The 26,262-nt window shown below is 70.6% G+C and carries 20 protein-coding genes; 17 read left to right on the top strand and 3 right to left on the bottom strand.

The window, feature by feature from the left end; all coding sequences use genetic code 11:
* Positions 1–144 precede the first annotated feature (144 nt).
* The 3 genes from GA0115233_RS31680 (at position 145) to GA0115233_RS31670 (ending at position 2,928) form a co-directional block, all read left to right on the top strand.
* Positions 145–507 (top strand): bifunctional 3-phenylpropionate/cinnamic acid dioxygenase ferredoxin subunit, encoded by a 363-nt coding sequence (locus GA0115233_RS31680; RefSeq protein WP_093723764.1) that lies wholly within the window; start codon positions 145–147, stop codon positions 505–507.
* Positions 504–1,667, top strand: a complete 1,164-nt coding sequence (locus tag GA0115233_RS31675; RefSeq protein ID WP_093723763.1) for an NAD(P)/FAD-dependent oxidoreductase — start codon at positions 504–506, stop codon at positions 1,665–1,667. Before GA0115233_RS31680 ends, GA0115233_RS31675 begins: the two co-directional genes overlap by 4 nt.
* A gap of 130 nt (positions 1,668–1,797) precedes the next feature.
* The gene (locus GA0115233_RS31670) at positions 1,798–2,928 is read left to right on the top strand and encodes an aromatic ring-hydroxylating oxygenase subunit alpha (RefSeq protein ID WP_093723762.1); all 1,131 of its coding nucleotides are present in this window, start codon (positions 1,798–1,800) and stop codon (positions 2,926–2,928) included.
* A 1-nt stretch (position 2,929) separates the two neighbouring features.
* Here GA0115233_RS31670 and GA0115233_RS31665 read toward each other — a convergent pair whose 3' ends face one another.
* On the bottom strand, positions 2,930–3,676 hold the full coding sequence (locus GA0115233_RS31665) for an IclR family transcriptional regulator (RefSeq protein ID WP_093723761.1): 747 nt from the start codon (positions 3,674–3,676) through the stop codon (positions 2,930–2,932).
* A gap of 201 nt (positions 3,677–3,877) precedes the next feature.
* Between GA0115233_RS31665 and betA the strand changes: the two genes are divergently transcribed.
* Positions 3,878–5,548, top strand: a complete 1,671-nt coding sequence (gene betA, locus GA0115233_RS31660) for a choline dehydrogenase (RefSeq protein WP_093723760.1) — start codon at positions 3,878–3,880, stop codon at positions 5,546–5,548.
* Positions 5,549–5,551: 3 nt separating this feature from the next.
* Positions 5,552–6,388 (top strand): 5,10-methylenetetrahydrofolate reductase, encoded by an 837-nt coding sequence (locus GA0115233_RS31655; RefSeq protein ID WP_093723759.1) that lies wholly within the window; start codon positions 5,552–5,554, stop codon positions 6,386–6,388.
* Positions 6,389–6,463: 75 nt separating this feature from the next.
* On the opposite strand, the gene purU is transcribed toward GA0115233_RS31655, so the two are convergent.
* Entirely contained in the window at positions 6,464–7,336 is an 873-nt protein-coding gene (gene purU / locus GA0115233_RS31650) for a formyltetrahydrofolate deformylase (RefSeq protein WP_093723758.1), read from the bottom strand.
* A gap of 218 nt (positions 7,337–7,554) precedes the next feature.
* Here purU and GA0115233_RS31645 point away from each other — a divergent pair, with 218 nt between their 5' ends.
* From GA0115233_RS31645 to GA0115233_RS31605, 9 genes are all read left to right on the top strand, one after another.
* A complete protein-coding gene (locus tag GA0115233_RS31645) occupies positions 7,555–9,024 on the top strand; it encodes an aldehyde dehydrogenase family protein (protein WP_093723757.1) in 1,470 nt (489 codons plus the stop codon).
* 20 nt (positions 9,025–9,044) lie between these two features.
* The gene (locus GA0115233_RS31640) at positions 9,045–10,133 is read left to right on the top strand and encodes a quaternary amine ABC transporter ATP-binding protein (protein WP_093723756.1); all 1,089 of its coding nucleotides are present in this window, start codon (positions 9,045–9,047) and stop codon (positions 10,131–10,133) included.
* Complete coding sequence (locus tag GA0115233_RS31635) at positions 10,130–12,130, top strand: ABC transporter permease (protein ID WP_093723755.1); 2,001 nt, start codon at positions 10,130–10,132, stop codon at positions 12,128–12,130. The genes GA0115233_RS31640 and GA0115233_RS31635 overlap by 4 nt, the downstream gene beginning before the upstream one ends.
* Before the next feature lie 13 nt (positions 12,131–12,143).
* Entirely contained in the window at positions 12,144–13,106 is a 963-nt protein-coding gene (locus tag GA0115233_RS31630) for an ABC transporter substrate-binding protein (protein ID WP_093723754.1), read from the top strand.
* A 213-nt stretch (positions 13,107–13,319) separates the two neighbouring features.
* A complete protein-coding gene (locus tag GA0115233_RS31625; RefSeq protein ID WP_093723753.1) occupies positions 13,320–15,758 on the top strand; it encodes a GcvT family protein in 2,439 nt (812 codons plus the stop codon).
* Between the two features lie 13 nt (positions 15,759–15,771).
* Entirely contained in the window at positions 15,772–16,632 is an 861-nt protein-coding gene (locus GA0115233_RS31620) for a bifunctional methylenetetrahydrofolate dehydrogenase/methenyltetrahydrofolate cyclohydrolase (protein ID WP_093723752.1), read from the top strand.
* A 31-nt stretch (positions 16,633–16,663) separates the two neighbouring features.
* Positions 16,664–17,896: a sarcosine oxidase subunit beta family protein gene (locus GA0115233_RS31615; RefSeq protein ID WP_093723751.1), complete on the top strand. Its 1,233-nt coding sequence runs from the start codon at positions 16,664–16,666 to the stop codon at positions 17,894–17,896.
* A gap of 27 nt (positions 17,897–17,923) precedes the next feature.
* Positions 17,924–21,181 carry a sarcosine oxidase subunit alpha family protein gene (locus GA0115233_RS31610; protein ID WP_093723750.1) on the top strand — a complete coding sequence of 1,086 codons (3,258 nt, stop codon included), beginning with the start codon at positions 17,924–17,926 and terminating at the stop codon, positions 21,179–21,181.
* Positions 21,174–21,785 carry a sarcosine oxidase subunit gamma gene (locus GA0115233_RS31605; RefSeq protein WP_093723749.1) on the top strand — a complete coding sequence of 204 codons (612 nt, stop codon included), beginning with the start codon at positions 21,174–21,176 and terminating at the stop codon, positions 21,783–21,785. Before GA0115233_RS31610 ends, GA0115233_RS31605 begins: the two co-directional genes overlap by 8 nt.
* A 24-nt stretch (positions 21,786–21,809) precedes the next feature.
* Here GA0115233_RS31605 and GA0115233_RS31600 read toward each other — a convergent pair whose 3' ends face one another.
* Positions 21,810–22,607 (bottom strand): IclR family transcriptional regulator, encoded by a 798-nt coding sequence (locus GA0115233_RS31600; RefSeq protein ID WP_093723748.1) that lies wholly within the window; start codon positions 22,605–22,607, stop codon positions 21,810–21,812.
* A 269-nt stretch (positions 22,608–22,876) separates the two neighbouring features.
* Between GA0115233_RS31600 and GA0115233_RS31595 the strand changes: the two genes are divergently transcribed.
* The 3 genes from GA0115233_RS31595 to GA0115233_RS31585 form a co-directional block, all read left to right on the top strand.
* Positions 22,877–24,019, top strand: a complete 1,143-nt coding sequence (locus GA0115233_RS31595) for an aromatic ring-hydroxylating oxygenase subunit alpha (protein WP_093723747.1) — start codon at positions 22,877–22,879, stop codon at positions 24,017–24,019.
* On the top strand, positions 24,016–25,275 hold the full coding sequence (gene glyA, locus GA0115233_RS31590) for a serine hydroxymethyltransferase (RefSeq protein ID WP_093723746.1): 1,260 nt from the start codon (positions 24,016–24,018) through the stop codon (positions 25,273–25,275). Before GA0115233_RS31595 ends, glyA begins: the two co-directional genes overlap by 4 nt.
* A gap of 62 nt (positions 25,276–25,337) precedes the next feature.
* Positions 25,338–26,262, top strand: a 925-nt coding sequence (locus GA0115233_RS31585; RefSeq protein ID WP_093723745.1) for an L-serine ammonia-lyase, incomplete at its 3' end; no start/stop codon positions are given.

Here is a 26,262-nt window from a genome sequence, read left to right as displayed (position 1 = left end):
GTTCACCGCGAAATATGTTGTTCATGGCGCAACGCGAAACTGGCGCCGCGAGTGCCCTCGGGACTCCTTGACAGGGGTTCAGGGCGACCCCAGACTGATGTTGCGCTTACCGCAATCCGTTTCGTTATACGCACCCGAGGTGTCATGATGATTCCCGCGTGCCGTCTCGCGGACCTCCCGCGAGGCGAGGCCCACCGGCTCGACATCGATCCGCCGGTCTCGGTGTTCCACACCGACGACGGCGAGCTCTTCGCCATCGACGACACCTGCACCCACCAGGACGCCTCGCTCGCCGACGGCTGGCTGGAGGGCTGCGAGGTGGAATGCCCGCTGCATGCCTCCAAGTTCGACCTGCGGACCGGCGCAGTCGACGCCCCGCCGGCCAAGCTGCCGGTGCGCACGCACGAGGTCGTGGTCGAGGACGGCACCGTCTATGTCCGGCTCTCCACGGACGCCCCCAACCTCCCGCCCTGTGTCACGGCCCGCCTGGCCGGGGGCCCCGCGTGAGGAGCGTCGCCGTGGTCGGCGCCTCACTGGCCGGCCTGTCGGCGGCCCGCTCCCTGCGCAAGCAGGGCTTCGACGGCCGGCTGGTCGTCATCGGGGACGAACTCCACCGCCCCTACGACCGGCCCCCGCTGTCCAAGGAGTTCCTGGCCGGGACGCTCGGCGAGGCCGAACTCGCCCTGGAGGCGCAGGACGAGGACCTCGGCGCCGAATGGCTGCTCGGCGCACGCGCCACCGGCCTCGACCACGCACGGCGTGCCGTGCGACTGGCCGACGGGCGGGAGGTGCGGGCGGACGGATTCGTGATCGCGACCGGCGCCGCGGCGCGCGCCCTGCCCGGCTCCGCGGGGCTGGCCGGGGTGCACACCCTGCGCACCCTCGACGACGCCCGCGCCCTCCGGGACGAACTGGCCCGCGGCGGACGGCTGGTGGTGATCGGCGCCGGTTTCGTCGGAGCCGAGGTCGCCTCCACCGCGTACGCCCTGGGGATCGACGTGACCGTCGTCGAGGCCGCGCCGACCCCGCTCGCCGGACCCCTCGGCGAGACCATGGGCGCCGTCGTCTCCGCGCTGCACACCGACCACGGGGTGCGGCTGGTGTGCGGGGTGGGCGTCAAGGGGCTGAGCGGTGAGGAGCGGGTGGACGCGGTGCTGCTGGAGGACGGTCGCAGTATCCCGGCCGACATCGTCGTCGTCGGCGTGGGCGCCCGCCCGAACGTCGAGTGGCTGGAGGGATCCGGCATCGCGCTCGACAACGGCGTCAAGTGCGGCGCCGACGGCCGGACCAGCCTGGCCGGTGTGGTCGCGGTCGGCGACTGCGCCAACTGGTACGACCCGCGCGCCGGCCACCACCGCCGCGTCGAGCACTGGACCGGCGCCCGGGAACGCCCCGACGCCGCGGTCGCGGCCCTGCTGGCGGGCGGCGCGGTGGAACCGGGCGTGCCCAGGCCGCCGTACTTCTGGTCCGACCAGTACGGCGTGAGGATCCAGTTCGCCGGTCATGCCGCCGGTGCCGACAGTGTCACCGTCGAGGCCGGATCGGCCGACGGCCGCGATGTCCTCGCCGTCTACCGGCGGGCCGGAGACCCGGTCGCCGTGCTCGGGATGAACCAGCCGCGGCTGTTCATGCGCTGGCGCAAGCAGTTGGCCGCCACCGCGTCTTGACACCGCCCCGGCGCGACCCCATGCTGCGGTTGCACATCGAGCGCAGCGTTGCTCCATGCAGAACGCCGTCCGGAGTCGCTCGTCCCGGCGCGTGAATCACCTCTCCACGACGTTTCCCCGAGGAGTGCCCGTGACCCCGACCGGTCTGCCGGACAGTCTGATCGCCACCCTCCCCGGCTCCGCCTACACCGATCCGGCTGTCTTCACCCAGGAGCAGGAGCACATCTTCGAGTCCCTGTGGTTCTGCGCGGCCCGCGCGTCCGAACTGGACAAACCCGGCGCCTTCCGCACCGTGGACGTGGGACGGGAGAGCATCCTGGTCACCCGGGCCAGGGACCACTCGATCCGCGCGTACTTCAATGTGTGCCGGCATCGCGGGGCCCGGCTCTGCACCGAGGAGTCCGGCGAGGTCAGGCGCGCCTTCCAGTGCCCGTACCACGCCTGGACCTACGGCCTGGACGGCAAGCTCGTCGCGGCCCCCAACCTCACCAAGATGCCCGATGTGAGCCGCACCGAGTACGGGCTGGTCGACGTCCATGTGCGCGAGTGGCTCGGCTATGTCTGGCTGTGCCTCGCGGAGAACCCGCCGCCCTTCGAGCAGGCCGTCATCGGCGACGTGGTCGAGCGCCTCGGCGACGTCGAGTCGATCGAGCACTACGGCATCGAGGACCTGAAGGTGGGCCGCCGGATCACCTACGACGTGAAGGCGAACTGGAAGCTCATCGTCGAGAACTTCATGGAGTGCTACCACTGCGCCACCATCCACCCCGAACTCACCGAGGTGCTCCCCGAGTTCGCCGACGGCTACGCCGCCCAGTACTACGTGGGGCACGGAGCGGAGTTCGGGGACGGTATACAAGGGTTCACGGTGGACGGCTCGGAAGGGCTGGACCGTATACCGGGGGTCGCCGAGGACCAGGACCGCCGCTACTACGCGATCACCGTCCGCCCGCAGGTCTTCGTCAACCTCGTGCCCGACCACGTGATCTTCCACCGGATGTACCCGCTCGCCGTGGACCGCACGGTCGTCGAGTGCGACTGGCTCTACCTGCCGCACGTGGTGGAGAGCGGCAAGGACGTCAGCCGGTCGGTGGAGCTGTTCCACCGGGTCAACCAGCAGGACTTCGACGCCTGCGAGCGCACCCAGCCCGGCATGAACAGCCGTACGTACGCCAAGGGCGGCGTCCTGGTGCCCAGCGAGCACCACATCGGCGCGTTCCACGCGTGGGTGAACGAGCGCCTGGGAACCCCGCAGGGGTGAGTCAGCCCAGGTAGCCCATGCGGTGGCTGATCTCCTCGGCGCCCTGGAGCAGCTTCGGGGACAGCTCGTGCAGCCGCTCCTCGGTCAGCCGGTAGCCGGGGCCGGAGGCGCTGAGCGCGGCGATGACCTGTCCGTCCCGGTTGCGGACCGGGGCGGCCATCGCGTGCAGGCCGATCTCCAGCTCCTCCAGCGTGTAGGCGTAGCCGCGCTCGCGCGCCTCGGCGAGGTTCTTCTCCAGCTTCGACTTCGCGGTGATGGTGTGCGGGGTGACCTTCTTCAGACCGGCGGCGGTCAGCAGTGCGGTCCGCTCCTTTCCGGGCATGTGGGCCAGCAGGATCTTGCCGCTGGAGGTGGCGTGCAGGGGGGTCAGCTGGCCCACCCAGTTGTGCGCGGTGATCGCTCCCGGTCCGCGCACCTGGTACAGGTTGATCGCGTAGTGCTCCTGCATGACGGCGATGTTCACCGTCTCGCCCAGCTCCTCCGCGAGCCGCTCGCAGACCGGCCGGCCCTGCTGCGTGATGTCGATACGCCCCGTGACCGCTCCGGCCAGCCGGACGATCCCGAAGCCCAGCCGGTACTTGCCGCGCTCGCCCGCCTGCTCCACCAGACCGCGCGTCTCCAGCGCGCCGAGCAGCCGGAAAGCGGTCGACTTGTGGACGTCGATCTCGCCCGCGACCTCGCTGACTCCCGCCTCGCCGCGCTGCGCGAGGATCTCCAGGACGCTGATGGCGCGGTCGACCGACTGCACGCCGCCGGCGGGTGAACTCGACGTTTCCGTTTCAGGGCTGTAGTTGCTCACAGTGAAACTATACGCGTAGTAAACAACAAGCCTGCAAGCAACACCTACGTAACCAAGATCCCGAAGTTGCGCTGCTCGCAACCTGGTGCGTATAGCGGGACTCGGTCTAGCATGCGGCACACACCTACGGCGCGAGTGAGACGAGGCACCATGGCTCCTGTGCAGTACGACTTCGTCATCGTCGGCGGCGGTTCGGCCGGCTGTGCCCTGGCGAACCGCCTCTCCGCGGACCCGGCCAACCGGGTCCTGGTCCTGGAGGCGGGCAGGTCGGACTACCCGTGGGATGTCTTCATCCACATGCCCGCGGCGCTCACCTACCCCATCGGCAGCCGGTTCTACGACTGGAAGTACGAGTCCGAGCCGGAGCCCCACATGGGCGGCCGCCGTGTCTACCACGCGCGCGGCAAGGTGCTCGGCGGCTCCAGCAGCATCAACGGCATGATCTTCCAGCGCGGCAACCCCATGGACTACGAGCGCTGGGCCTCCGACCCCGGCATGGAGACCTGGGACTACGCGCACTGCCTGCCGTACTTCCGGCGCATGGAGAACTGTCTGGCCGCCGCCCCCGACGACGAGTTCCGCGGCCACGACGGCCCCCTCGTCCTGGAGCGCGGCCCCGCGACCAACCCCCTCTTCCACGCCTTCCTCAAGGCCACCGAGGAGGCCGGTTACCCGCCCACCGACGACGTCAACGGCTACCGGCAGGAGGGCTTCGCGAAGTTCGACCGCAACGTCCACCGAGGCCGCCGTCTGTCGGCCTCCAAGGCCTACCTCAAGCCCGTGCTGAAGCGCCCGAACCTCACCGTGCGCACCCGCGCCCTCGTCACCCGGGTGCTGTTCGAGGGCAAGCGCGCCGTGGGCGTCGAGTACCGGCGCGGCCGGGGCGCGCTCCAGCAGGTCCGCGCGGGCGAGGTCATCCTGTGCGGCGGCGCCATCAACTCCCCGCAGCTGCTCCAGCTCTCCGGCGTCGGCAACGCCGCCGAGCTGAGCGCCCTCGGCATCGACGTCGTCCACGACCTCCCCGGCGTCGGCGAGAACATGCAGGACCACCTGGAGGTCTACGTCCAGTACGCCTGCAAGCAGCCCGTCTCCATGCAGCCGTACATGGCCAAGTGGCGGGCCCCCTTCATCGGTCTGCAGTGGCTGTTCCGCAAGGGCCCGGCCGCCACCAACCACTTCGAGGCGGGCGGCTTCGCGCGCAGCAACGAGGACGTCGAGTACCCCAACCTGATGTTCCACTTCCTGCCCGTCGCGGTCCGCTACGACGGCTCCTCGCCGGCCGGTGACCACGGCTACCAGGTGCACGTCGGGCCCATGTACTCGGACGCCATCGGCTCGGTGAAGATCAAGAGCAGGGACCCGCGGGTGCACCCCGCGCTCCGCTTCAACTACCTCTCCACCGAGCAGGACCGCCGCGAGTGGGTGGAGGCGATCCGCGTGGCCCGCGAGATCCTCAACCAGCCCGCGCTCGCCCCCTACAACGGCGGCGAGGTCTCGCCCGGCCCCGGAGTGCAGACCGACGAGGAGATCCTCGCCTGGGTCGCCGAGGAGGGCGAGACCGCGCTGCACCCCTCCTGCACCTGCAAGATGGGCACCGACGACATGGCCGTCGTCGACCCCACCAGCATGCGGGTGCACGGCCTGGACGGGCTGCGGGTCGTGGACGCCTCGGTCATGCCCTACGTGACCAACGGCAACATCTATGCTCCCGTCATGATGATCGCCGAGAAGGCAGCCGACCTCATCCTCGGCAAGCAGCCGCTGGAGCCGTCGAAGGCCGCGTACTACCGCCACCGCGACGCGCAGAAGCAGACGGGGTAGGCATTGGCGACCGAAGGACTCCGGGCGCTGCTGCACAGCGTCCGCTACGAAGTGCTGCCCGCGAAGGCCACCGAGGAGAAGGTCCTCGCCCATGTGCCGCGCGACGTCGTCGTCACCGTGACGGCGTCGCCGGTCAAGGGCCTGGAACCGACCCTGGCCCTCACGACCCGGCTCGCCGGGCACGGCTACCGGGTCGTCCCGCACGTGCCCGCGCGGCTGCTGCGCGACGACGCCCATCTGAAGGAGGTCGCGGGCCGGCTGCGGGAGGCGGGCGTGGACGACGTCTTCCTCCCGGCCGGGGACGCCGACCCGCCCGCAGGTGACTTCCACGGGGCGCTGCCGGTGCTGCGCAGACTGGGCGAGCTGGGCAGCCCCTTCGCCCGCGTCGGCGTCACCGGCTACCCCGAGAGCCATCCGATCATCGACGACGACATCACCGTCCAGGCGATGTGGGACAAGCGCGAGCACGCCACGTACATCGTCAGCAACCTCTGCTTCGACCCGCGGGTGCTGGGGGAGTGGCTGGTTCGTATACGACGCAGGCAGGTCGAGCTGCCCGTGCACGTGGGCGTCGCCGGGCCGGTGCAGCGGGCCAAGCTGCTCGCCATGGCCACGAAGATAGGGGTGGGGGAGTCGACGCGGTTCCTGACCCGGCACCCCTCGTGGTTCCTGCGGTTCGCCGCGCCCGGCGGGTACGCGCCCGAGCGGCTGCTGACCCGGGCGCGGGACGCGCTCACCGCGCCCTCCTCGGGCGTGGCCGGGCTGCACCTGTTCACCTTCAACCAGATCGCCGAGACCGAGCGGTGGCGCCGGGCGCTGCTGGACCGGCTGGGCGGCTGAACCTCGGCACGCACAAGGGCGGGACCGGTAGCTCCGGTCCCGCCCTCGCCGTACGGCTCGTATGTCTCAGCTGTCTCAGCGGAAGACGACCGTGCGGTTGCCGTCCACCATGACGCGGCTCTCGCTGTGCCACTTCACCGCGTGCGCCAGCACCTGCGCCTCCACGTCCCGGCCGACCGTGACCAGCTCGCCCGGGTCCAGCGAGTGGTCCACCCGGACCACGTCCTGCTCGATGATCTGCCCCTCGTCCAGGTCCGGCGTCACATAGTGCGCGGTCGCGCCGACCAGCTTCACCCCGCGCTGATAGGCCTGCTCGTAGGGGCGGGCGCCCTTGAAGCTGGGGAGGAAGGAGTGGTGGATGTTGATGGCCCGGCCCTCCAACTGCTTGCACAGGTCGTCGGAGAGGATCTGCATGTAGCGGGCCAGCACCACCAGGTCGATGTCCAGCTCACGTACCAGTTCCAGCAGCCGCGCCTCGGCCTCGGGCTTGGTCTCCTTGGTCACCGGGATGTGGTGGAAGGGGACGCCGTAGGTCTCCGCGAGGTTCTCGAAGTCCCGGTGGTTGGAGACGATCGCGGGGATCTCGATGTTCAGCGCGCCGGTGCGCCCGCGGAAGAGCAGGTCGTTCAGGCAGTGCCCGAACTTCGACACCATGATCAGCGTCCGGGTCGGCGTCGCCGCCTCCGTCAGGTTCCAGGAGATGGCGTACGCCTGGGCCACGGGGCCGAAGCGGGCGCGCAGGCCGTCCAGGTGGAGGTCGGGGTCGGAGACGTCGAAGTGCACCCGCATGAAGAAGCGGCCCTGGAGTCGGTCGTCGAACTGCTGGCTTTCCAGGATGTTTCCGGAGTTCCTGACGAGGAAGCCGCTCACGGCGTGCACCAGTCCCGCGCTGTCGGGACAGGAGAGGGTCAGGACGTACTCACGGCCGGGCTGGGGACGAGGGGACATGGGCGACCTCCGTCGGTGCGTAATGCACAACTTGATGAGCGATACGCAACATGGTCGGCTCGGTGTCTCGCGCGGTCAAGGGTGGGCAGGTAAAGGGCAGCATGGCGAAATCGTCATCGGCCGACCTCTTGACGCTGCCCTGTTCATTCGCCACTGTGTTCCACCACAAGCAATCGGGTGCACGATGCGCAACGAATCCTCAGGGAAAGGCCCGTCGCGTGGCAGACCTGTACGTGGATGGCGAATGGCGGGACCCGGTGGCCGGCGGACGACGCGAGATCCGCTGCCCGGCCGACGGCACGCTCGCCGCGACGGTCTCGGAGGGGACCCGCCCCGACGCCGAGGCCGCGATCGCCGCGGCCCGCCGGGCCTTCGACACGGGGCCCTGGCCGCACATCCCCGAACGCGAGCGCGGCGCACTGCTGCTGCGCACCGCCGACATCATCGAGCGCGACACCAAGGTGTTCGCCCGCGCCGAGTCCCTGGACACCGGCAAACGGCTGGTGGAGAGCGAGTACGACATCGCCGATGTCGTCTCCTGCTTCCGCTACTACGGCGGACTCGCCGGCACCGACGCCGGACGCGTGATCGACACCGGCCGCGACGACGCCGTCAGCCGCGTCGTCTACGAACCGGTCGGGGTGTGCGCGCTCATCACCCCCTGGAACTACCCGCTGTTGCAGGCGAGTTGGAAGGTCGCCCCGGCCCTCCTCGCGGGCAACACGATCGTCCTCAAGCCCAGCGAACTCACCCCCTCCACCTCCGTGTTGCTGATGCGGGCACTGGAGGAGGCGGGCATCCCGGCAGGCGCCGCCAACCTGGTGCTCGGCGCGGGCCCCGAGGTGGGCGCCCCGCTCGCCGAGGACCCGGCCGTCGACATGGTCTCCTTCACCGGCGGCCTGGACACCGGCAGGCGCATCATGGCCACCGCCGCCGCGACCGTGAAGAAGGTGGCTCTCGAACTCGGCGGCAAGAACCCCAACATCGTCTTCGCCGACGCCGACTTCGACACCGCGGTCGACTTCGCGCTCACCGCCGTCTTCCTGCACTCCGGGCAGGTCTGCTCGGCAGGTGCCCGGCTGATCGTCGAGGACAGCCTGCACGACCGCTTCGTCGACGAGGTCGTCCGCCGGGCCCGCGCCATCCGCCTCGGCGGCCCCTTCGACCCCGACGCGGAGACCGGCGCGCTGATCTCCGCACAGCACCTGGCCAAGGTCGAGGCCTATGTCGCCGCCGGACTCGCCGAGGGCGCCGTCCTGCGCTGCGGCGGGACCCGGCCCGACGACCCGGCGCTGGCGGGCGGCCACTACTACCCGCCCACCGTGCTCGACGAGTGCCGGCAGGACATGAGCGTGGTGCACGAGGAGTCCTTCGGACCCGTGCTCACCGTGGAGCGCTTCACCGACGAGGACGACGCCGTACGCATCGCCAACGACACCGACTACGGGCTCGCCGGAGCCGTGTGGACCGGGGACGCCGGAAGGGCCCAGCGGGTCGCCCGGCGGCTGCGCCACGGCACGGTGTGGATCAACGACTACCACCCCTATGTGCCGCAAGCGGAATGGGGTGGCTTCGGGCACTCGGGCGTGGGCCGTGAGCTGGGACCCACCGGCCTGAACGAGTACCGAGAGCCCAAGCACATCTGGCAGAACATCCGACCCCGGCCGCAGCACTGGTTCAGCGGCTGAACGCCGAAAGAAGGTCGAACGTGACCACACAGACCGAGGTGCCGCAGCGGCGCGGCACGTCCCAGGACTCGGGCTCCACCCCGGTCATCTCCGTGCGCAGGCTGTGGAAGGTGTTCGGTCCCAAGGCCGACCAGGTACCGGACTCCGAGGAGCTGTGCGGCCTCACCCGCCGCGAGCTGATGGACCGTACCGGCTGTACCGCTGCCGTGCGCGACGTGCACTTCGACGTCTCGCCCGGCGAGGTCTTCGTCGTGATGGGTCTGTCCGGCTCCGGCAAGTCCACCCTGGTGCGCTGTCTGACCCGGCTGATCGAACCCACCGCCGGCGAGGTCGTCTTCGAGGGCGAGGACATCCGCAAGGCCGACGCGGCACGCCTGCGCGAGCTGCGCCGCCGCAAGTTCTCCATGGTCTTCCAGCACTTCGGGCTGCTGCCGCACCGCCGCGTCGTCGACAACGTGGCGTTCGGCCTGGAGATCCGCGGCATGGGCCGCGCCGAGCGCGTGAAGCGGGCCATGGAGGTCGTCGAACTCGTCGGCCTCGCGGGCTACGAGAACTCCTACCCCGCCCAGTTGTCCGGCGGTATGCAGCAACGCGTGGGCCTGGCACGGGCGTTGGCCGGTGACCCGGACGTGCTGTTCTTCGACGAACCGTTCTCGGCGCTGGACCCGCTGATCCGGCGCGACATGCAGAACGAGGTCATCCGGCTGCACCACGAGGTCGGCAAGACCATGGTGTTCATCACCCACGACCTCTCCGAGGCGCTCAAGCTCGGCGACCGCATCCTGATCATGCGGGACGGAAAGATGGTCCAGTGCGGCACCGGCGACGAACTCGTCGGCGCCCCGGCCGACGACTACGTCCGCGAGTTCGTCAAGGACGTGCCGCGCGGCGACGTCCTCACCCTGCGCTGGATCATGCGCCCCGCCGAGGACGGCGACGCACTCGACGGCCCCGAACTCGGCCCGGACGTGGTGGTGAAGGAGGCCACCCGGGCGGTGCTCTCCGCCGACAAGCCGGTCAAGGTCGTGGAGAACGGCGAACTGCTCGGCATCGTCGGGGACGAGGAGATCCTCGCGGTCGTGGCAGGGCGGGAAGGCGGCGTCCGATGACCGTCGTCATGGAGAAACCCGGCACCGCGCAGGACACCGAACCCGACGGTCCGGCCGAGCGCACCCGCCAGGTCACCCGCCCCATGGTCGTCGGCGCCGTCATCGCCCTGTGGCTGCTGCTCTTCGCGATCCTGCGCGGCAGACACACCCTCTCCCTGGGCGCGGCCGACCTCACCGATCTGCACCGCTGGATCAACGACGTCAACGACTCCATCGGCGCCAACCGCAACTCCAACCCGCTCTTCCTCTACTTCTTCAATGAGATCCGCCTGGTCATCGACACCTTGGTGACCTTCGTCCAGGACCTGATCTCCCAACCCGCCGCGGGGCGCCCGGTCCCGCAGATCGGCTGGCTCGGCGTCATCGGCATCGCCGGATACGTCTCCTGGGCCGTCGGCAACTGGCGGGTCGCCCTGCTGGCCGTCGCGGGCTTCACCTTCATGGGCCTGCAGGGCCTGTGGCAGGAGAGCATGGACACCCTGGCGCTGACCCTCTCCGCGGTCCTCGTCGCCCTGCTCTTCGCGATCCCGCTCGGCGTGTGGGCGGGGCTGTCCGACCGGGTCAACCGGGTCATCACGCCCCTGCTGGACTTCATGCAGACGATGCCGACCTTCGTCTACCTGGCCCCGCTGACCCTGTTCTTCCTCATCGGCGGCGCCTCCGCGACCATCGCCACTGTCATCTACGCGGCCCCGCCCGCCATCCGCATCACCGCGCACGCCATCCGCAACGTGCCGACCACGACCGTCGAGGCGGCCGACTCGCTCGGCGCCACCCGCCGGCAGTCCCTGCTGAAGGTGCTGCTGCCGATGTCCAAGCGGACCGTGGTCCTCGGCGTCAACCAGACCATCATGGCCGCCCTCGCCATGGTGACCATCGCCGCCCTGATCGACGCGCCCGGCCTCGGCAAGACCGTCGTCCAGGCCCTCCAGTCGCTCGACGTCGGCACCGCCTTCAACGCGGGGCTGGCCATAGTCGTCATGGCGATCGTCCTGGACCGGGTCACCACGGCGGCGAGCGTCCGCGAGGAGGCCGCCCGCCGCTCCGACCCCCGCCTCGCGGCCTGGCGCCGCCCCCTGCTGGGCGCCGGCGCGGCGGTCACCGCCGTACTGATCTACCTCTCGCACACCTACCTGTGGGCGGCCGAGTTCCCCGGCGAGGGCAGTCTCGGAAGCACCATCGCCCGCTGGGCGGACTCCGTGACCACCTGGGCGCAGGACAACCTCTCCGGGCTCACCAACGCCTTCCGCGACGCCGTCACCAACGGACTGCTCAACCCGTTCCAGACGCTGCTCACCGACTCACCCTGGTGGCTCGTCGGCGCGGTGCTGATCACGCTGGCCGTCGTGCTCGGCGGCGTCCGCGCGGGCATCACCACGGTCGTCTGCGTCGGGCTGCTGGTCGGCACCGGACTGTGGGCGGACGCCATGACCACGCTCGCCTCCACCTTGGTGGCGACCGTGCTGGTGATGGCGCTCGGCATCGTCTTCGGTGTGTGGATGGGGCGCAGCGCCCTGGCGGACCGGCTGATCCGGCCCAGCCTGGACGCGGCCCAGGTCATGCCGCCGTTCGTCTATCTCGTGCCGTTCCTCGCCCTGTTCGGCGCCACCCGCTTCACGGCCATCGTCGCCGCGGTCGTCTACGGCGCCCCCGTCGCCATGAAGATCATCGCGGACGGCATCAGGGCGGTGCCCGAGACCACCGTGGAGGCGGCCACCTCCGCCGGGTGCAACACCTGGCAGATCATCACCAAGGTCCAGCTGCCGATGGCACGCGGCGCCCTGACCCTCGCCACCAACCAGGGCCTGATCTACGTGCTGTCGATGGTGGTGGTGGGCGGCCTGGTGGGCGCGGGCGCCCTCGGCTACGACGTCGTGGCCGGCTTCTCGCAGGGCCAGTTGTACGGGAAGGGGCTCGCGGCGGGGCTCGCCATCGTCCTTCTCGGCGTCATGTTCGACCGGATCACACAGGCAGCGGCTCGCCGCACCAGCGCATAAGGAGCACCACACCATGGCAAGACACTGGAGAGCGGGCGCGGCCGGCCTCGCGGTCCTCGGCCTCACGCTCACGGCCTGCGGCGGCGCGAAGGTCGGTGAGGACTCGGCGGGCGGCTCGGGCAGCTCCGGGGAGTGCGGCACCTTCAACCTCGCGGTCAACCCGTGGGTGGGCTACGAGGCCAACGCCGCGGTCATCGCGTACGTCGCGGACGAGTACCTGGGCTGCGACGTCAAGCAGAAGGATCTCAAGGAGGAGATCGCCTGGCAGGGCTTCGGCACCGGTGAGGTCGACGCCGTCGTGGAGAACTGGGGCCACGACGACCTGAAGAAGAAGTACATCACCGACCAGAAGACCGCCGTCGACGCGGGCCCGACCGGCAACGAAGGGCTCATCGGCTGGTACGTACCGCCGTGGCTGGCCGAGGAGCACCCCGACATCCTCGACTGGAAGAACCTCAACAAGTACGCGGCCGAGTTCCGGACGTCCGAGTCGGGTGGCAAAGGCCAGCTCCTCGACGGCGATCCGTCGTTCGTCACCAACGACGAGGCGCTGGTGACCAACCTGAAGCTGGACTACAAGGTCGTGTACGCGGGCAGCGAGACCGCGCTCATCCAGGCCTTCCGCAAGGCGGAGAAGGACAAGGAATGGGTGATCGGCTACTTCTACGAGCCGCAGTGGTTCATGTCCGAGGTGCCGTTGAAGAAGGTCAAGCTGCCCGAGTACACCGAGGGCTGCGACGCCGACCCGGAGAAGATCGCCTGCGACTACCCGGTCTACAAGCTCGACAAGATCGTCAGCGCGAAGTTCGCCAAGTCCGGCAGCCCGGCCTATGACCTGGTGAAGAACTTCACCTGGACCAACGACGACCAGAACATCGTGGCCAAGTACATCGCGGTGGACAAGATGGCCCCCGAGGCCGCGGCCAAGAAGTGGGTCGAGGCCAACCGCGACAAGGTGGACGCCTGGATCAAGTAACCCTCTCCGAGACCTTCACGCAGGCCCGGCGGGCGGTGCGCGCGGATGCGCACCGCCCGCCGGGCATCGCCGTTTTCCGGGGCGTTCATCGCCCTTTCCCGGGGCGTTCTCCGACGTCACGGGACCTCTTGACACCCACCTGCGCGGCGGGCACATTGAGTTGCGCAACCTGAATCATGTTGCGCACAAAGCAACTCAACCGGAGGTGCGGCGATGGCGGGACCCCGAGTGGTCATCATCGGAGCGGGAGTCGTGGGCGCGGCTCTCGCCGACGAGATCTCCGCGCGAGGCTGGACCGAAGTGACCGTGGTCGACCAGGGCCCCCTCCCGGCCACCGGCGGCTCCACCTCGCACGCCCCCGGCCTGGTCTTCCAGACCAACTCCTCCAAGACCATGACCGAGCTGGCCCGCTACACCGTCGAGAAGTTCTGCTCCCTCGACGTGGACGGAAAGCCCTGCTTCCTCCAGGTCGGCGGCCTCGAAGTGGCCACCACCCCGGAGCGGCTGGCGGAACTGCACCGCCGCCACGGCTGGATCTCCGCCTGGGGCGTCGAGGCCCGCATCCTGACCGCTGACGAGTGCGTGGAGCGGCACCCGCTGGTCAACCGCGACAAGGTCCTCGGCGGCCTCCTCGTGCCCACCGACGGCCTCGCCAAGGCCGTGCTCGCCGTCGAGGCGCAGATCCGCCGCGCCACCGAGCGCGGGGTGCGCTTCCTCGCCCGCCACGAGGTCCTCGACATCCTCAAGGCCGACGGCGAGGTCACCGGCGTCCGCACCGACCGGGGTGACCTGGAGGCGGACATCGTCGTGTGCTGCGCCGGCATCTGGGGACCGCGCATCGCCCGCATGGCCGGGATGAACCTGCCGCTGACCCCGCTCGCCCACCAGCTCGCCTGGACCGGCCCGGTCCCCGCCCTCGCCGGACAGACCGAGGAGGCCGTCCGCCCGATCCTGCGCCACCAGGACGCGGACCTGTACTACCGCGACCGCTTCGACGGCATCGGCATCGGCTACTACGGCCACCGCCCCATGCCGATCTCCGCCGACGACATCCTCTCCTTCGACGAGGCCGACGAGATGCCCTCGGTCCTGAAGTTCACCGAGGAGGACTTCGAGCCCGCCTGGGCCGAGACCCAGTCCCTGCTCCCGGCGACCAAGGAGGCGAAGGTCGAGGAGGGCATCAACGGCCTGTTCTCCTTCACCACCGACAACTTCCCGCTGCTCGGCGAGTCCCCGGACCTCAAGGGCTTCTGGGTCGCCGAGGCCGTCTGGGTCACCCACTCCGCGGGCGTCGGCCGGGCCATGGCCGAATGGCTCGTGGACGGCTACTGCTCGTCCTTCGACCTGCACGAATGCGACATCAACCGCTTCGAGCCGCACCAGCTCGCCCCCGAGTACGTCCTGGCCCGCGACTGCCAGAACTTCGTCGAGGTCTACGACATCCTCCACCCCCTCCAGCCCTCCGGCGACCCCCGCCCCATCCGCATCAGCCCCTTCCACGTCCGCCAGCAGGAACACGGCGCCTTCTTCCTGGAGGCGAACGGCTGGGAGCGCCCGCACTGGTACGAGGCCAACGCCGCCCTCGTGGAGGGCCGTTCCATCCCCACCCCGAACGACTGGGCCGCCCAGTACTGGTCGCCGATCGTCGGCGCGGAGGCGCAGGCCACCCGCGAGACCGTCGCCATGTACGACATGACCGCCCTCAAGCGCCTGGAGGTCACCGGCCCCGGCGCCGCCGACTTCCTGGAGCGCCTGGTCACCGGCAAGGTCGCCAAGTCCGTCGGCTCGGTGACGTACACCCTGCTCCTCGACCACGACGGCGGCATCCGCAGCGACATCACCGTCGCCCGCCTGGAACGCGACCTGTTCCAGGTCGGCGCCAACGGCAACCTCGACCTCGACTGGCTGCGCCGCCACCTGCCCGCCGACGGCAGCGTCCAGGTCCGCGACATCACCCCCGGCACCTGCTGCATCGGCCTGTGGGGCCCGCTGGCCCGCAAGGTCCTCCAGCCGCTCACCGACGAGGACTTCTCCAACGACGGCCTGAAGTACTTCCGCGCCAAGCGCGCCTACATCGGCAGCGTCCCCGTCACCGCGATGCGCCTGTCCTACGTCGGCGAACTCGGCTGGGAGCTGTACACCACCGCCGACCAGGGCCTGAAGCTGTGGGACACGCTGTGGGCGGCGGCCCGGCCGCTCGGCGGTGTCATCGCGGGACGCGGCGCCTTCAACAGCCTCCGCCTGGAGAAGGGTTACCGCTCCTTCGGCACCGACATGACCTACGAGCACGACCCCTACGAGGCCGGCGTCGGCTTCGCCGTCAAGCCCGACAAGCCCGACTTCATCGGCAAGGCGGCCCTGGAGCGCCGCAAGGCCGACGTGCGGCGCAGGCTCACCTGCCTCACCATCGACGACCCGCAGGCCGTCGTGCTCGGCAAGGAGCCCGTGTACGACGCCGGGCGCGCGGTCGGCCATGTCACCAGCGCCGCGTACGGCTACACCATCGGCAAGGGCATCGCGTACGCCTGGCTGCCCGCCGAACTCACCAGCCCCGGCACGCCCGTCCGGATCGGCTACTTCGATCAGCGGATCGACGCCGTCGTCGCCGAGGAGCCCCTGTTCGACCCGACCATGTCCCGACTGCGCGGCTGACCGGGGGAGACCGATGACAGCGCAACTGCTCGACGGCAGGGCGACCGCCGCCGACATCCGCCGCGAACTCGCCGAGCGCGTCGCCAAGTTGACCGCCACCACCGGCCGCCCGCCGGGCCTCGGCACCGTCCTGGTCGGCGACGATCCCGGCAGCCACGCCTACGTCGCCGGAAAGCACCGCGACTGCGCGCAGGTCGGCATCGCCTCCCTGCGCCGCGACCTGCCCGCCGACGCCACCCAGCGCCAGGTCGAGGACGTCATCGACGAACTCAACGCCGACCCGGCCTGCACCGGCTACATCGTCCAACTCCCGCTCCCGCGCCACCTGGACGCCAACGCCGTACTGGAACGCATGGACCCGGCCAAGGACGCCGACGGTCTGCACCCCGTCAACCTCGGCCGACTCGCCCTCGGCGTCGAGGCGCCCCTGCCCTGCACCCCGCGCGGCATCGTCGAACTGCTCCGCCGGTACCGGGTGCCGATCGCCGGAGCACGCGTCTGCGTCATCGGGCGGGGCATCACCGTGGGCCGCCCCATCGGCCTGCTCCTCACCCGCCGCTCCGAGAACGCCACCGTGACCCTCTGCCACACCGGCACCAAGGGCCTGGCCTGGCACGTCCGCGAGGCCGACATCGTCATCGCCGCCGCGGGCTCGCCCGGCCTGGTCGGCAAGGACATGCTGCGCCCCGGCGCCGCCGTCCTCGACGTCGGCATCACCCGCACCGACCAGGGCCTGGTCGGCGACATCCACCCGGACGCCGCCCAGGTCGCCGGTTGGCTCGCCCCGATGCCCGGCGGCGTGGGCCCCATGACCAGGGCGATGCTGCTCGCCAACGTCGTCGAGGCCGCCGAGAGAAACGCGAACGCCCTATGAACCCGACCCCGCTGACCGAGGGAGCCGTCCGATGAGCCCCCGCACCCCCGGCGCCGACCTCCCCGACCACCCCGACTTCCTCTGGCGCAACCCCGACCCCAGGCGCTCGTACGACGTGGTGATCGTCGGAGGCGGCGGCCACGGCCTGGCCACCGCCCACTACCTCGCCCGCAACCACGGCATCACCAACGTCGCCGTACTGGAGAAGGGCTGGCTGGCGGGCGGCAACATGGCGCGCAACACCACGATCATCCGCTCCAACTACCTCTGGGACGAGAGCGCCGGCATCTACGAGCACGCCCTGAAACTCTGGGAGGGCCTGGCCGACGAGCTGGACTACCCGATCCTCTTCTCCCAGCGAGGCGTGCTGAACCTCGCCCACAGCCTCCAGGACGTCCGCGACAGCGTGCGCCGCGTGGAGGCCAACCGGCTCAACGGCGTCGACGCGGAATGGCTGGACGCGGACGGCGTCAAGGAGGTCTGCCCGATCGTCAACACCTCCCAGGACGTGCGCTATCCGGTCCTGGGCGCCACCTACCAGCCCCGCGCCGGCATCGCCAAGCACGACTACGTCGCCTGGGGCCTGGCCCGCTCCGCGGACGCGGCCGGCATCGACATCATCCAGAACTGCGAGGTCACGGGCCTGGACGTGGACGGGGGCCGGGTGGTCGGCGTACGGACGACCCGGGGCCCGATCGCGGCGGGCAAGGTGGCCCTGTGCTCGGCGGGCCACACGTCGGTCCTCGCGGCGATGGCGGGCATCGACCTCCCCCTGCAGAGCCACCCGCTGCAAGCCCTGGTCTCGGAACTCCTGGAACCGATCCACCCGACCGTGGTCATGTCCAACGCGGTCCACGTCTACGTCAGCCAGGCGCACAAGGGCGAGCTGGTGATGGGCGCGGGCATCGACGCGTACACCTCGTACACCCAGCGCGGGGCCTTCCACATCATCGAGGAACAGATGTCGGCGGCCCTGGAACTCTTCCCGGTCTTCGCCCGCGCCCACGTCCTGCGCACCTGGGGCGGCATCGTCGACGTCAGCCCCGACGCCTCACCGATCGTGGGCCTCAGCCCGGTGGAGAACCTGTACCTCAACTGCGGCTGGGGAACGGGCGGCTTCAAGGCGACGCCGGGTGTCGGGTGGGTCTACGCCCACACGATCGCCGAGGACGAGCCCCACCCCCTGAACGCCCCCTTCTCGCTCGACCGTTTCACCACCGGCGCGCTCGTCGACGAGCACGGCGCGGCCGCGGTGGCCCACTAGGACCACTGGACGCTTTGGAGCCGACCCATGCTGCTCATCCCCTGCCCGTGGTGCGGGCCCCGCGACGAGTCCGAGTTCCACTACGGCGGCCAGGCCCATGTGCCCTACCCCGAGGACCCGTCCACCCTCACCGACGAGGAGTGGGCCCACTACCTCTTCTTCCGCGACAACCCCAAGGGCCCCTTCGCCGAACGCTGGACCCACACGGCGGGCTGCCGCCGCTGGTTCAACGCGGTCCGGGACACGTCGACGAACGAAATCCTGACGGTGTACAGAACGGGCGAGACACGCCCGGAAACATCGGAACCGAGGCCGACTGTTTCGGCGGTGTCTTCTCACGCCGGTCAGCATGATCCAGCCCGTCCGGCGTTCGAGGGCGAGGCCGTTCAGGCCGGCCAGCGGGGGTCCGGGGGCGGCAGCCCCCAGGGGACGGGAACGGGTAGGGGCGGCGGGGGCGAGGAAACCCAGCCGTTCCGCCACCCCACCCGCGGCCGAATCGACCGCAGCACCCCCCTCACCTTCACCTTCGACGGCACCGAGTACCAGGGCTACAGGGGCGACACCCTCGCCTCCGCCCTCCTCGCCAACGGCGTCATCGCGGCAGCGACCAGCATCAAACTCGCCCGCCCCAGAGGCATCTTCTCCGCAGGCCCGGAAGAGCCCAACGCCGTCGTCCAGATCGAGGAACCCTTCCCCGAGCCCATGCTCCCCGCGACAACGGTCGAGCTGTACGACGGCCTCGTCGCCACCAGCCTCCCCGGCCAGGGCCGCCTGGCCACCACCCCCGACCCGGCCCGCTACGACGCCGTACACACCCACTGCGACCTACTCGTGGTCGGCGCGGGCCCCGCAGGCCTGGCCGCAGCCGCCGCGGCGGCGAGCACCGGCGCCCGGGTCGTCCTCGCAGACGAGAACCCCGAACCCGGCGGCAGCTTCCTCGGCACGGCCGAACACCTCGACTGGGTCCAGCAGACCCGCGAACGCCTGGAAGCCGCCTCGGAGTTCCGCTTCCTCCCCCGCACGACGGTCTTCGGCTACTACGACGACAACCACCTCCTGGCGGTGGAGCGCCGCACCAACCACCTGGGCGCGGCAGCCCCCGCCCACATGGCCCGCGAACGCGTCTGGCGCATCCGCGCCCGCCACGTGGTCCTGGCCACCGGCGCCCACGAACGCTCCCTCGCGTTCCCTGACAACGACCGCCCCGGCATCATGCTGGCCGCCTCGGCCCGCACCCACGTCAACCGCCAAGGCGCCCTCCCCGGCCGCCACGCGGTGGTGTTCACGACGAACGACAGCGCGTACGAGGCCGCCCTGGACCTCGCCGACGCCGGCCTGGGCGTCACCGCGATCGTCGACACCCGCCCGGACCCGGGCGAGTGGGCCGACCGGGCAAGAGCGGCCGGCATCGAGGTGCTCCCCGGCCACGCGGTCACCGGCACGGAGGGCGGGGCCCGCCTCACCGCCGTGACCGTGGCACCGTACGGAGAGGCCACCGGCCGCCGCCAGTTCGCCGCCGACCTGCTCCTGGTCTCCGGCGGCTGGAACCCGGTCGCGCACCTGTTCAGCCAGTCCGGCGGCAAGCTCCGCCACGACGAGGCCCTGGGCACCTTCGTCCCCGACACCTGCCGCCAGGCGGCCGAGGTGGCGGGCGCCGCGAGCGGGGTGTTCGACCTGGCGGACGCGCTCGTACAGGGCGCGGCGGCCGGGGCGCGGGCCGTGGCGGCCGAGGGCTACACACCGCGGACACCGAGCCTGCCGCACGTACCCCCGCGGCCCACCCCGACCCCGCCCATGCACGTGTACGTCGTCCCCGGCGGCCCCGCCGAAGCCCCGCGCTTCGTCGACCTGCAACGCGACGTCACCGTGGCCGACCTGGCCCGCGCGACCGGCGCCGGACTGCGCTCGGTGGAGCACACCAAGCGCTACACCACGGCCGGTACCGCCAACGACCAGGGCAAGACCTCCGGCGTCCTGGCCAGCGGCGTGGTGGCCGAACTGCTCGGCGTGGACATCTCGGCACTCGGCACCACCACCTTCCGCCCGCCGTACACGCCGGTCTCCTTCGCCGCGCTTGCGGGCCGCGACCGGGGCACGCTGAGCGACCCGGTCCGTACGACCGCCCTGCACGAGTGGCATGTCGCGCACGGCGCGCTGTTCGAGAACGTCGGCCAGTGGAAGCGCCCCTGGTACTACCCGCGGGACGGCGAGGACATGGAGGCCGCGGTCCTGCGCGAATGCCGGGCCACCCGGGAGAGCGTCGGTTTCATGGACGCCTCCACGCTCGGCAAGATCGACGTACAGGGCCCGGACGCCGGGGTCTTCCTGGACCGGCTCTACACCAACATGATGAGCACCCTGAAGGTCGGCATGGTCCGCTACGGCGTCATGTGCCGTCCGGACGGCATGGTCTTCGACGACGGCACGGTCCTCCGCGTCGCCGAGGACCGCTTCCTCACCACCACGACGACCGGCAACGCCGCCGCCGTACTGGAATGGATGGAGGAGTGGCTGCAGACCGAGTGGCCGGAGCTGAGGGTGCACTGCACGTCGGTCACCGAACAGTGGGCCACCGTCGCCCTGGTCGGCCCGAAGTCCCGTACCATCCTCGCTTCCCTCGCGCCCGGACTGGCCGTGTCCAACGAGGACTTCCCGTTCATGGCGTGGCGGGACGCCACCGTCGCCGGGATCCCCGCCCGGGTCTGCCGGATCAGCTTCTCCGGTGAACTCGCCTACGAGATCAATGTGTCACCGTGGCGGGCACTCGCGCTGTGGGAGGCGGTGTACGAGGCCGGCGCCCCGTACGGCATCACCCCGTACGGCACGGAGACCATGCATGTCCTGCGGGCCGAGAAGGGCTACCCGATCATCGGCCAGGACACCGACGGCACCGTGACCCCCCAGGACCTGGGCATGAGTTGGGTGGTGTCGAAGAAGAAGCGGGACTTCATCGGCAAGCGCTCCTACGCCCGCGCCGACACCGCCCGCCCCGACCGCAAGCACCTGGTCGGACTCCTCCCCGAGGACCCCGGCACCCTCCTCCCGGAGGGCACCCATCTGATCGCCGCCAGTGTGCTGCCCGCCCCGCCCGTGCCGATGCTCGGCCATGTGACGTCCAGCTACCGCAGCGCGGCCCTGGGCCGGACGTTCGCACTCGCCCTGGTCAAGGGCGGCCGGGACCGTATCGGCGAGCGCCTGTACGCCCCCGTGGGCGAGCGACTGGTTCCGGTGACCGTCGCGAGCCCCGTCCTCTACGACCCCGAGGGAGCCCGCCGCGATGGCTGAGACCACGCCTGCCGCCACCACCGCCCTGCCGCGCAGCCCGCTGTCCCACGCCGCCGACCGCCTGGCCGCCGCGACCCGCGCCTCCCGCGGCGCGATCCGGCTCGCGGAGCTGCCCTTCCTGACCCAGCTCACCGTGCGCCTCGACGCCAAGGGCGCGGCGGCGGAGGCCGTCGGGCTGGCCCTGGACCTGCAACTGCCCCTCCAGCCCAACACCGTGGTCCGCTCCGGGGAGTTGACCGTACTGTGGCTCGGCCCGGACGAGTGGCTGCTGGTCGGGCGGCCCGGCTGCGAGCAGGAGCTGGAGGGCCGTGTCCGGCAGGCCGCGGGGGAGGAGCCGGTGTCCGTCGTGGACGTGTCCGCCCAGCGCACCACGCTCCTGGTCAGCGGCCCGCGCGCGCACGACCTGCTCGCCCACGGCTGCTCGCTCGACCTGCACCCACGGGCCTTCGGCCCCGGACGCTGCGCCCAGACGACGCTCGGCCGCACCCAGGTCGTCCTGGTCGCCCGGGACGAACCACGGGCGGGCTTCTGGGTGCTGGTGCGCTCGACGTTCGCGGGCTATCTGGCGGACTGGCTGCTCGACGCGGCGACGGAGTACGTCTGAGCGAGGACGGCCGCCGGCCAGGCCTCAGCCCAGGTAGCCCATCCGGCGGCTGATCTCGTCCGCGCCCTCGATCAGTACCGGGGCCAGCTCCGCCATGCGCTCCTCGGTGAAGCGGTAGGTGGGGCCGGAGGCGCTGATCGCGGCGATGACCTCGCCGTCGCGGGAGCGGATCGGGGCGGCCATGGCGTGCAGCCCGATCTCCAACTCCTCCAGCGCCACCGCGTACCCGCGTTCGCGCGCCAGCGCGAGGTCCTTCTCCAGCCTGGCCTTGGTGGTCAGGGTGTGCGCCGTGAGCTTCCGCGTGCCCGAGGCCGCGAGCACCGCGGCGCGCTCCTTGTCCGGGAGGTGGGCGAGGAGGATCTTGCCGCTCGACGTGGCGTGGACCGGGGTGAGCTGGCCGACCCAGTTGTGGGTGCCGACCGCGCCCGGACCGCGCACCTGGTACAGGTTGACGGCGTAGTGCTCCTGCAGCACCGCGATGTTGACGGTCTCGCCCAGTTCCTCGGCGAGCCGCTCGCACACCGGGCGGCCCTGCTGGGTGATGTCCAGCCGTCCCGTGACCGCGCCGGCCAGCCGCACGATGCCGAAGCCCAGCCGGTACTTGCCGCGCTCGGCGGCCTGCTCGACCAGTCCGCGCGCCTCCAGGGCGCCGAGCAGCCGGAACGCGGTCGACTTGTGGACGTCGATCTCGGCGGCCACTTCGCTGACGCCCGCCTCGCCGCGCCGGGCGAGGATCTCCAGGACGCTGACCGCGCGGTCGACGGACTGCACCCCGTTCACCGCGGGAGCCGCTGTTTCGCTATCTGCGGTGTAGTTGCTCATGGCGCAACTATACGCAACGGGTGGCGGATGACTTGGGCCGATCGGCCCTCTTCCCGGTGCCGTTCCGCCCCTCCGCACCCTAGGGCCCCCGCGTGCGCGGGCGGAAGAGCGGCGCACGGTTCCACTTCACCTCTTGACAGTGGGTGTCCGCGACGGGACAGTTTGAGCGATCGTTGCTTATAGCGAAGGTAGTTGCATGATTCGCAACTTCGCTTGAAGGAGACCCACCCTCGCCGCGTGCGCGTCCGACACTCCCCGAAGGTGACCCGATGACCCTCACGAACCTGCCGCCCAGCCTGATCCCCACGCTGTCCGGCGAGTACTACACCGACCCCGAGGTCTTCGCCCAGGAGCAGGAGCGGATCTTCGAGGCCATGTGGTTCTGCGTGGCCCGCGCCGCCGACCTGGACAGGCCCGGTGCCTTCCGCACCTACCAGGTGGGCCGCGAGAGCGTGCTGGTCTCCCGCTCCCGGGACGGCTCCGTACGGGCCTTCCTCAACATCTGCCGGCACCGCGGCGCCAAGCTCTGCCTGGAGGAGTCGGGTGAGGTCAAGCGCGCCTTCCAGTGCCCCTACCACGCCTGGACCTACGGTCTGGACGGCAGGCTCGTCGCCGCCCCCAACCTGACCTCCATGCCGGACATCGACCGCACCGAGTACGGCCTGGTGGGCGTCCACGTGCGCGAATGGCTCGGCTATGTGTGGGTCTGCCTCGCCGACGAACCGCCCTCCTTCGAGACCGACGTACAGGGCGCGATCGTCGAACGCCTCGGTGACCTGGAATCCATCGAGCGCTACGGCATCGAGGACCTGAAGGTGGGCCGCCGGATCACCTACGACGTGAAGGCCAACTGGAAGCTCGTCATCGAGAACTTCATGGAGTGCTACCACTGCGCCACGATCCACCCCGAACTCACCGAGGTGCTTCCGGAGTTCGCGGACGGCTACGCGGCCCAGTACTACGTCGGCCACGGCGCCGAGTTCGGCGAGGAGATCCAGGGCTTCACGGTCGACGGCTCCGAAGGACTCGACCGCATCCCCGGGGTCGCCGAGGACCAGGACCGCCGCTACTACGCGATCACCGTCCGCCCGCAGGTCTTCGTCAACCTCGTGCCCGACCACGTGATCCTCCACCGCATGTACCCGATGGCGGCCGACCGCACGGTCGTCGAGTGCGACTGGCTGTACCTGCCGCACGTCGTGGAGGGCGGCAAGGACGTGGACCGTTCCGTGGAGCTCTTCCACCGGGTCAACCAGCAGGACTTCGACGCCTGCGAGCGCACCCAGCCCGCCATGTCCTCCAAGGCGTACGCCAAGGGCGGCGTCCTGGTGCCCAGCGAGCACCACATCGGCGAGTTCCACACCTGGCTCCTGAGCAAGCTCGACGCCCGCACCGGAGGAGAGAGCCGATGACCTCGTTCGACCAGTCCCTGCATGAGCTCGACCCGGATGTCGCCGCCGCGGTCGATGCCGAGCTGCGTCGTCAGCAGTCGACCCTGGAGATGATCGCCTCCGAGAACTTCGCGCCGGTCGCGGTGATGGAGGCGCAGGGTTCGGTGCTGACGAACAAGTACGCCGAGGGCTATCCCGGCCGCCGTTACTACGGTGGCTGTGAGCACGTCGATGTGGCCGAGCAGATCGCGATCGACCGGGTCAAGGAGCTGTTCGGCGCCGAGTACGCCAACGTGCAGCCGCACTCGGGTGCCTCCGCGAACCAGGCCGCGCTGTTCGCGCTGGCCCAGCCCGGGGACACCATCCTGGGCCTGGACCTGGCCCACGGCGGCCACCTGACCCACGGGATGCGGCTGAACTTCTCCGGCAGGCAGTTCGACGTGGTCGCCTACCACGTCGACGACGCCGGTCTGGTCGACATGGCCGAGGTGGAGCGCCTGGCCAAGGAGCACCGCCCGAAGGTGATCATCGCGGGCTGGTCGGCGTACCCGCGGCAGCTGGACTTCGCGGAGTTCCGGCGGATCGCGGACGAGGTGGGCGCCTACCTGTGGGTGGACATGGCGCACTTCGCCGGTCTGGTCGCGGCCGGGCTGCACCCCAACCCGGTCCCGCACGCCGATGTGGTCACCTCCACCACCCACAAGACCCTCGGCGGGCCGCGCGGCGGGATCATCCTGGCCCGCGGCAAGGAGTTCGCCAAGAAGCTGAACTCCTCCGTCTTCCCCGGCTTCCAGGGCGGTCCGCTGGAGCACGTGATCGCCGCGAAGGCGGTCTCGTTCAAGGTCGCGGCCTCGGAGGAGTTCAGGGAGCGGCAGCGGCGTACGGTGGAGGGTGCGCGCATCCTCGCTGAGCGGCTGACCGCGCCGGACGCGCGTGAGGCCGGGGTGAACGTGCTGTCCGGTGGCACGGACGTGCATCTGCTCCTGGTCGACCTGCGCGCCTCGGAGCTGGACGGGCAGCAGGCCGAGGACCGCCTCCACGAGGTGGGTATCACGGTCAACCGCAACGCCGTCCCGAACGATCCGCGGCCGCCGATGGTGACCTCGGGTCTGCGGATCGGTACCCCGGCGCTGGCCACGCGCGGTTTCACGGCCGAGGACTTCGCCGAGGTCGCGGACGTGATCGCCGAGGCGCTGAAGCCGTCCTACGACGCCGAGGCACTCAAGGCCCGGGTCACCGCCCTGGCCGACAAACACCCGCTGTACCCCGGCCGTTAGTCCGTTCCGCGCGGCGTGCCGGGACCGTGCGGCACGCCCCGCCTCTTCCCACGGAGCATGGCGTGGCAATCAGCGTCTTCGACCTGTTCTCCATCGGCATCGGCCCGTCCAGTTCCCACACCGTGGGCCCGATGCGTGCGGCCGGGCTGTTCGCCGCCCGGCTGCGACAGGACGGCGTACTGCACCGAACGGCCACCGTGCGGGCCGAGTTGTACGGCTCGCTGGGCGCGACCGGCCACGGCCACGGCACCCCGAAGGCGGTGCTCCTCGGCCTTGAGGGCGCCTCGCCGCGCACCGTGGACGTGGAGACGGCCGACGACCGGGTCGAGGAGATCAAGTCCTCGGGCAGGCTGCGTTTGCTCGGCGAGCACGACATCCCCTTCGCTGCCGACGCCTTGGTCCTGCACCGGCGCAAGGCCCTGCCGTACCACGCCAACGGCATGACGATATGGGCCCACGACGCCGACGGCACCGAGCTGCTGTCGAAGACCTACTACTCCGTCGGCGGCGGCTTCGTCGTCGACGAGGACGCGGTCGGCGCCGACCGCATCAAACTCGACGACACGGTCCTGAAGTACCCCTTCCGCACCGGCGACGAACTGCTCCGCCTCACCCGCGAGACCGGCCTGTCGATCTCCGCCCTGATGCTGGAGAACGAACGCGCCTGGCGCACCGAGGACGAGATCCGCGCGGGCCTGCTGGAGATCTGGCGCGTCATGCGCGATTGCGTCCAGCGCGGCATGACCCGCGAGGGCATCCTCCCCGGCGGCCTGCGCGTCAAGCGCCGCGCCGCCACCACCGCCCGCAAGCTCCGCTCCGAGGGCGACCCCCAGGCCCTCGCCATGGAGTGGATCACCCTCTACGCCATGGCCGTCAACGAGGAGAACGCCGCAGGCGGCCGAGTCGTCACCGCTCCCACCAACGGCGCCGCCGGCATCATCCCCGCCGTCCTGCACTACTTCCTGGAATTCGTGCCCGGCGCCGACG

The organism is Streptomyces sp. DI166, from assembly GCF_900091315.1.
Lineage (GTDB): Bacteria > Actinomycetota > Actinomycetes > Streptomycetales > Streptomycetaceae > Streptomyces > Streptomyces fuscus.
Note: the sequence above shows the minus strand (reverse complement) of the source record. Positions and strands in the feature narration are given on the sequence as shown.

Bases quoted from the DNA above. Each gene is read 5' to 3' on its own strand.
- purU (WP_093723758.1), bottom strand. From the start codon at position 7,336: ATGTCCCCTCGTCCCCAGCCCGGCCGTGAGTACGTCCTGACCCTCTCC.
- glyA (WP_093723746.1), top strand. From the start codon at position 24,016: ATGACCTCGTTCGACCAGTCCCTGCATGAGCTCGACCCGGATGTCGCC.
- betA (WP_093723760.1), top strand. From the start codon at position 3,878: ATGGCTCCTGTGCAGTACGACTTCGTCATCGTCGGCGGCGGTTCGGCC.
- GA0115233_RS31605 (WP_093723749.1), top strand. From the start codon at position 21,174: ATGGCTGAGACCACGCCTGCCGCCACCACCGCCCTGCCGCGCAGCCCG.
- GA0115233_RS31625 (WP_093723753.1), top strand. From the start codon at position 13,320: ATGGCGGGACCCCGAGTGGTCATCATCGGAGCGGGAGTCGTGGGCGCG.
- GA0115233_RS31635 (WP_093723755.1), top strand. From the start codon at position 10,130: ATGACCGTCGTCATGGAGAAACCCGGCACCGCGCAGGACACCGAACCC.
- GA0115233_RS31610 (WP_093723750.1), top strand. From the start codon at position 17,924: ATGCTGCTCATCCCCTGCCCGTGGTGCGGGCCCCGCGACGAGTCCGAG.
- GA0115233_RS31630 (WP_093723754.1), top strand. From the start codon at position 12,144: ATGGCAAGACACTGGAGAGCGGGCGCGGCCGGCCTCGCGGTCCTCGGC.
- GA0115233_RS31615 (WP_093723751.1), top strand. From the start codon at position 16,664: ATGAGCCCCCGCACCCCCGGCGCCGACCTCCCCGACCACCCCGACTTC.
- GA0115233_RS31620 (WP_093723752.1), top strand. From the start codon at position 15,772: ATGACAGCGCAACTGCTCGACGGCAGGGCGACCGCCGCCGACATCCGC.
- GA0115233_RS31600 (WP_093723748.1), bottom strand. From the start codon at position 22,607: ATGAGCAACTACACCGCAGATAGCGAAACAGCGGCTCCCGCGGTGAAC.
- GA0115233_RS31595 (WP_093723747.1), top strand. From the start codon at position 22,877: ATGACCCTCACGAACCTGCCGCCCAGCCTGATCCCCACGCTGTCCGGC.
- GA0115233_RS31680 (WP_093723764.1), top strand. From the start codon at position 145: ATGATGATTCCCGCGTGCCGTCTCGCGGACCTCCCGCGAGGCGAGGCC.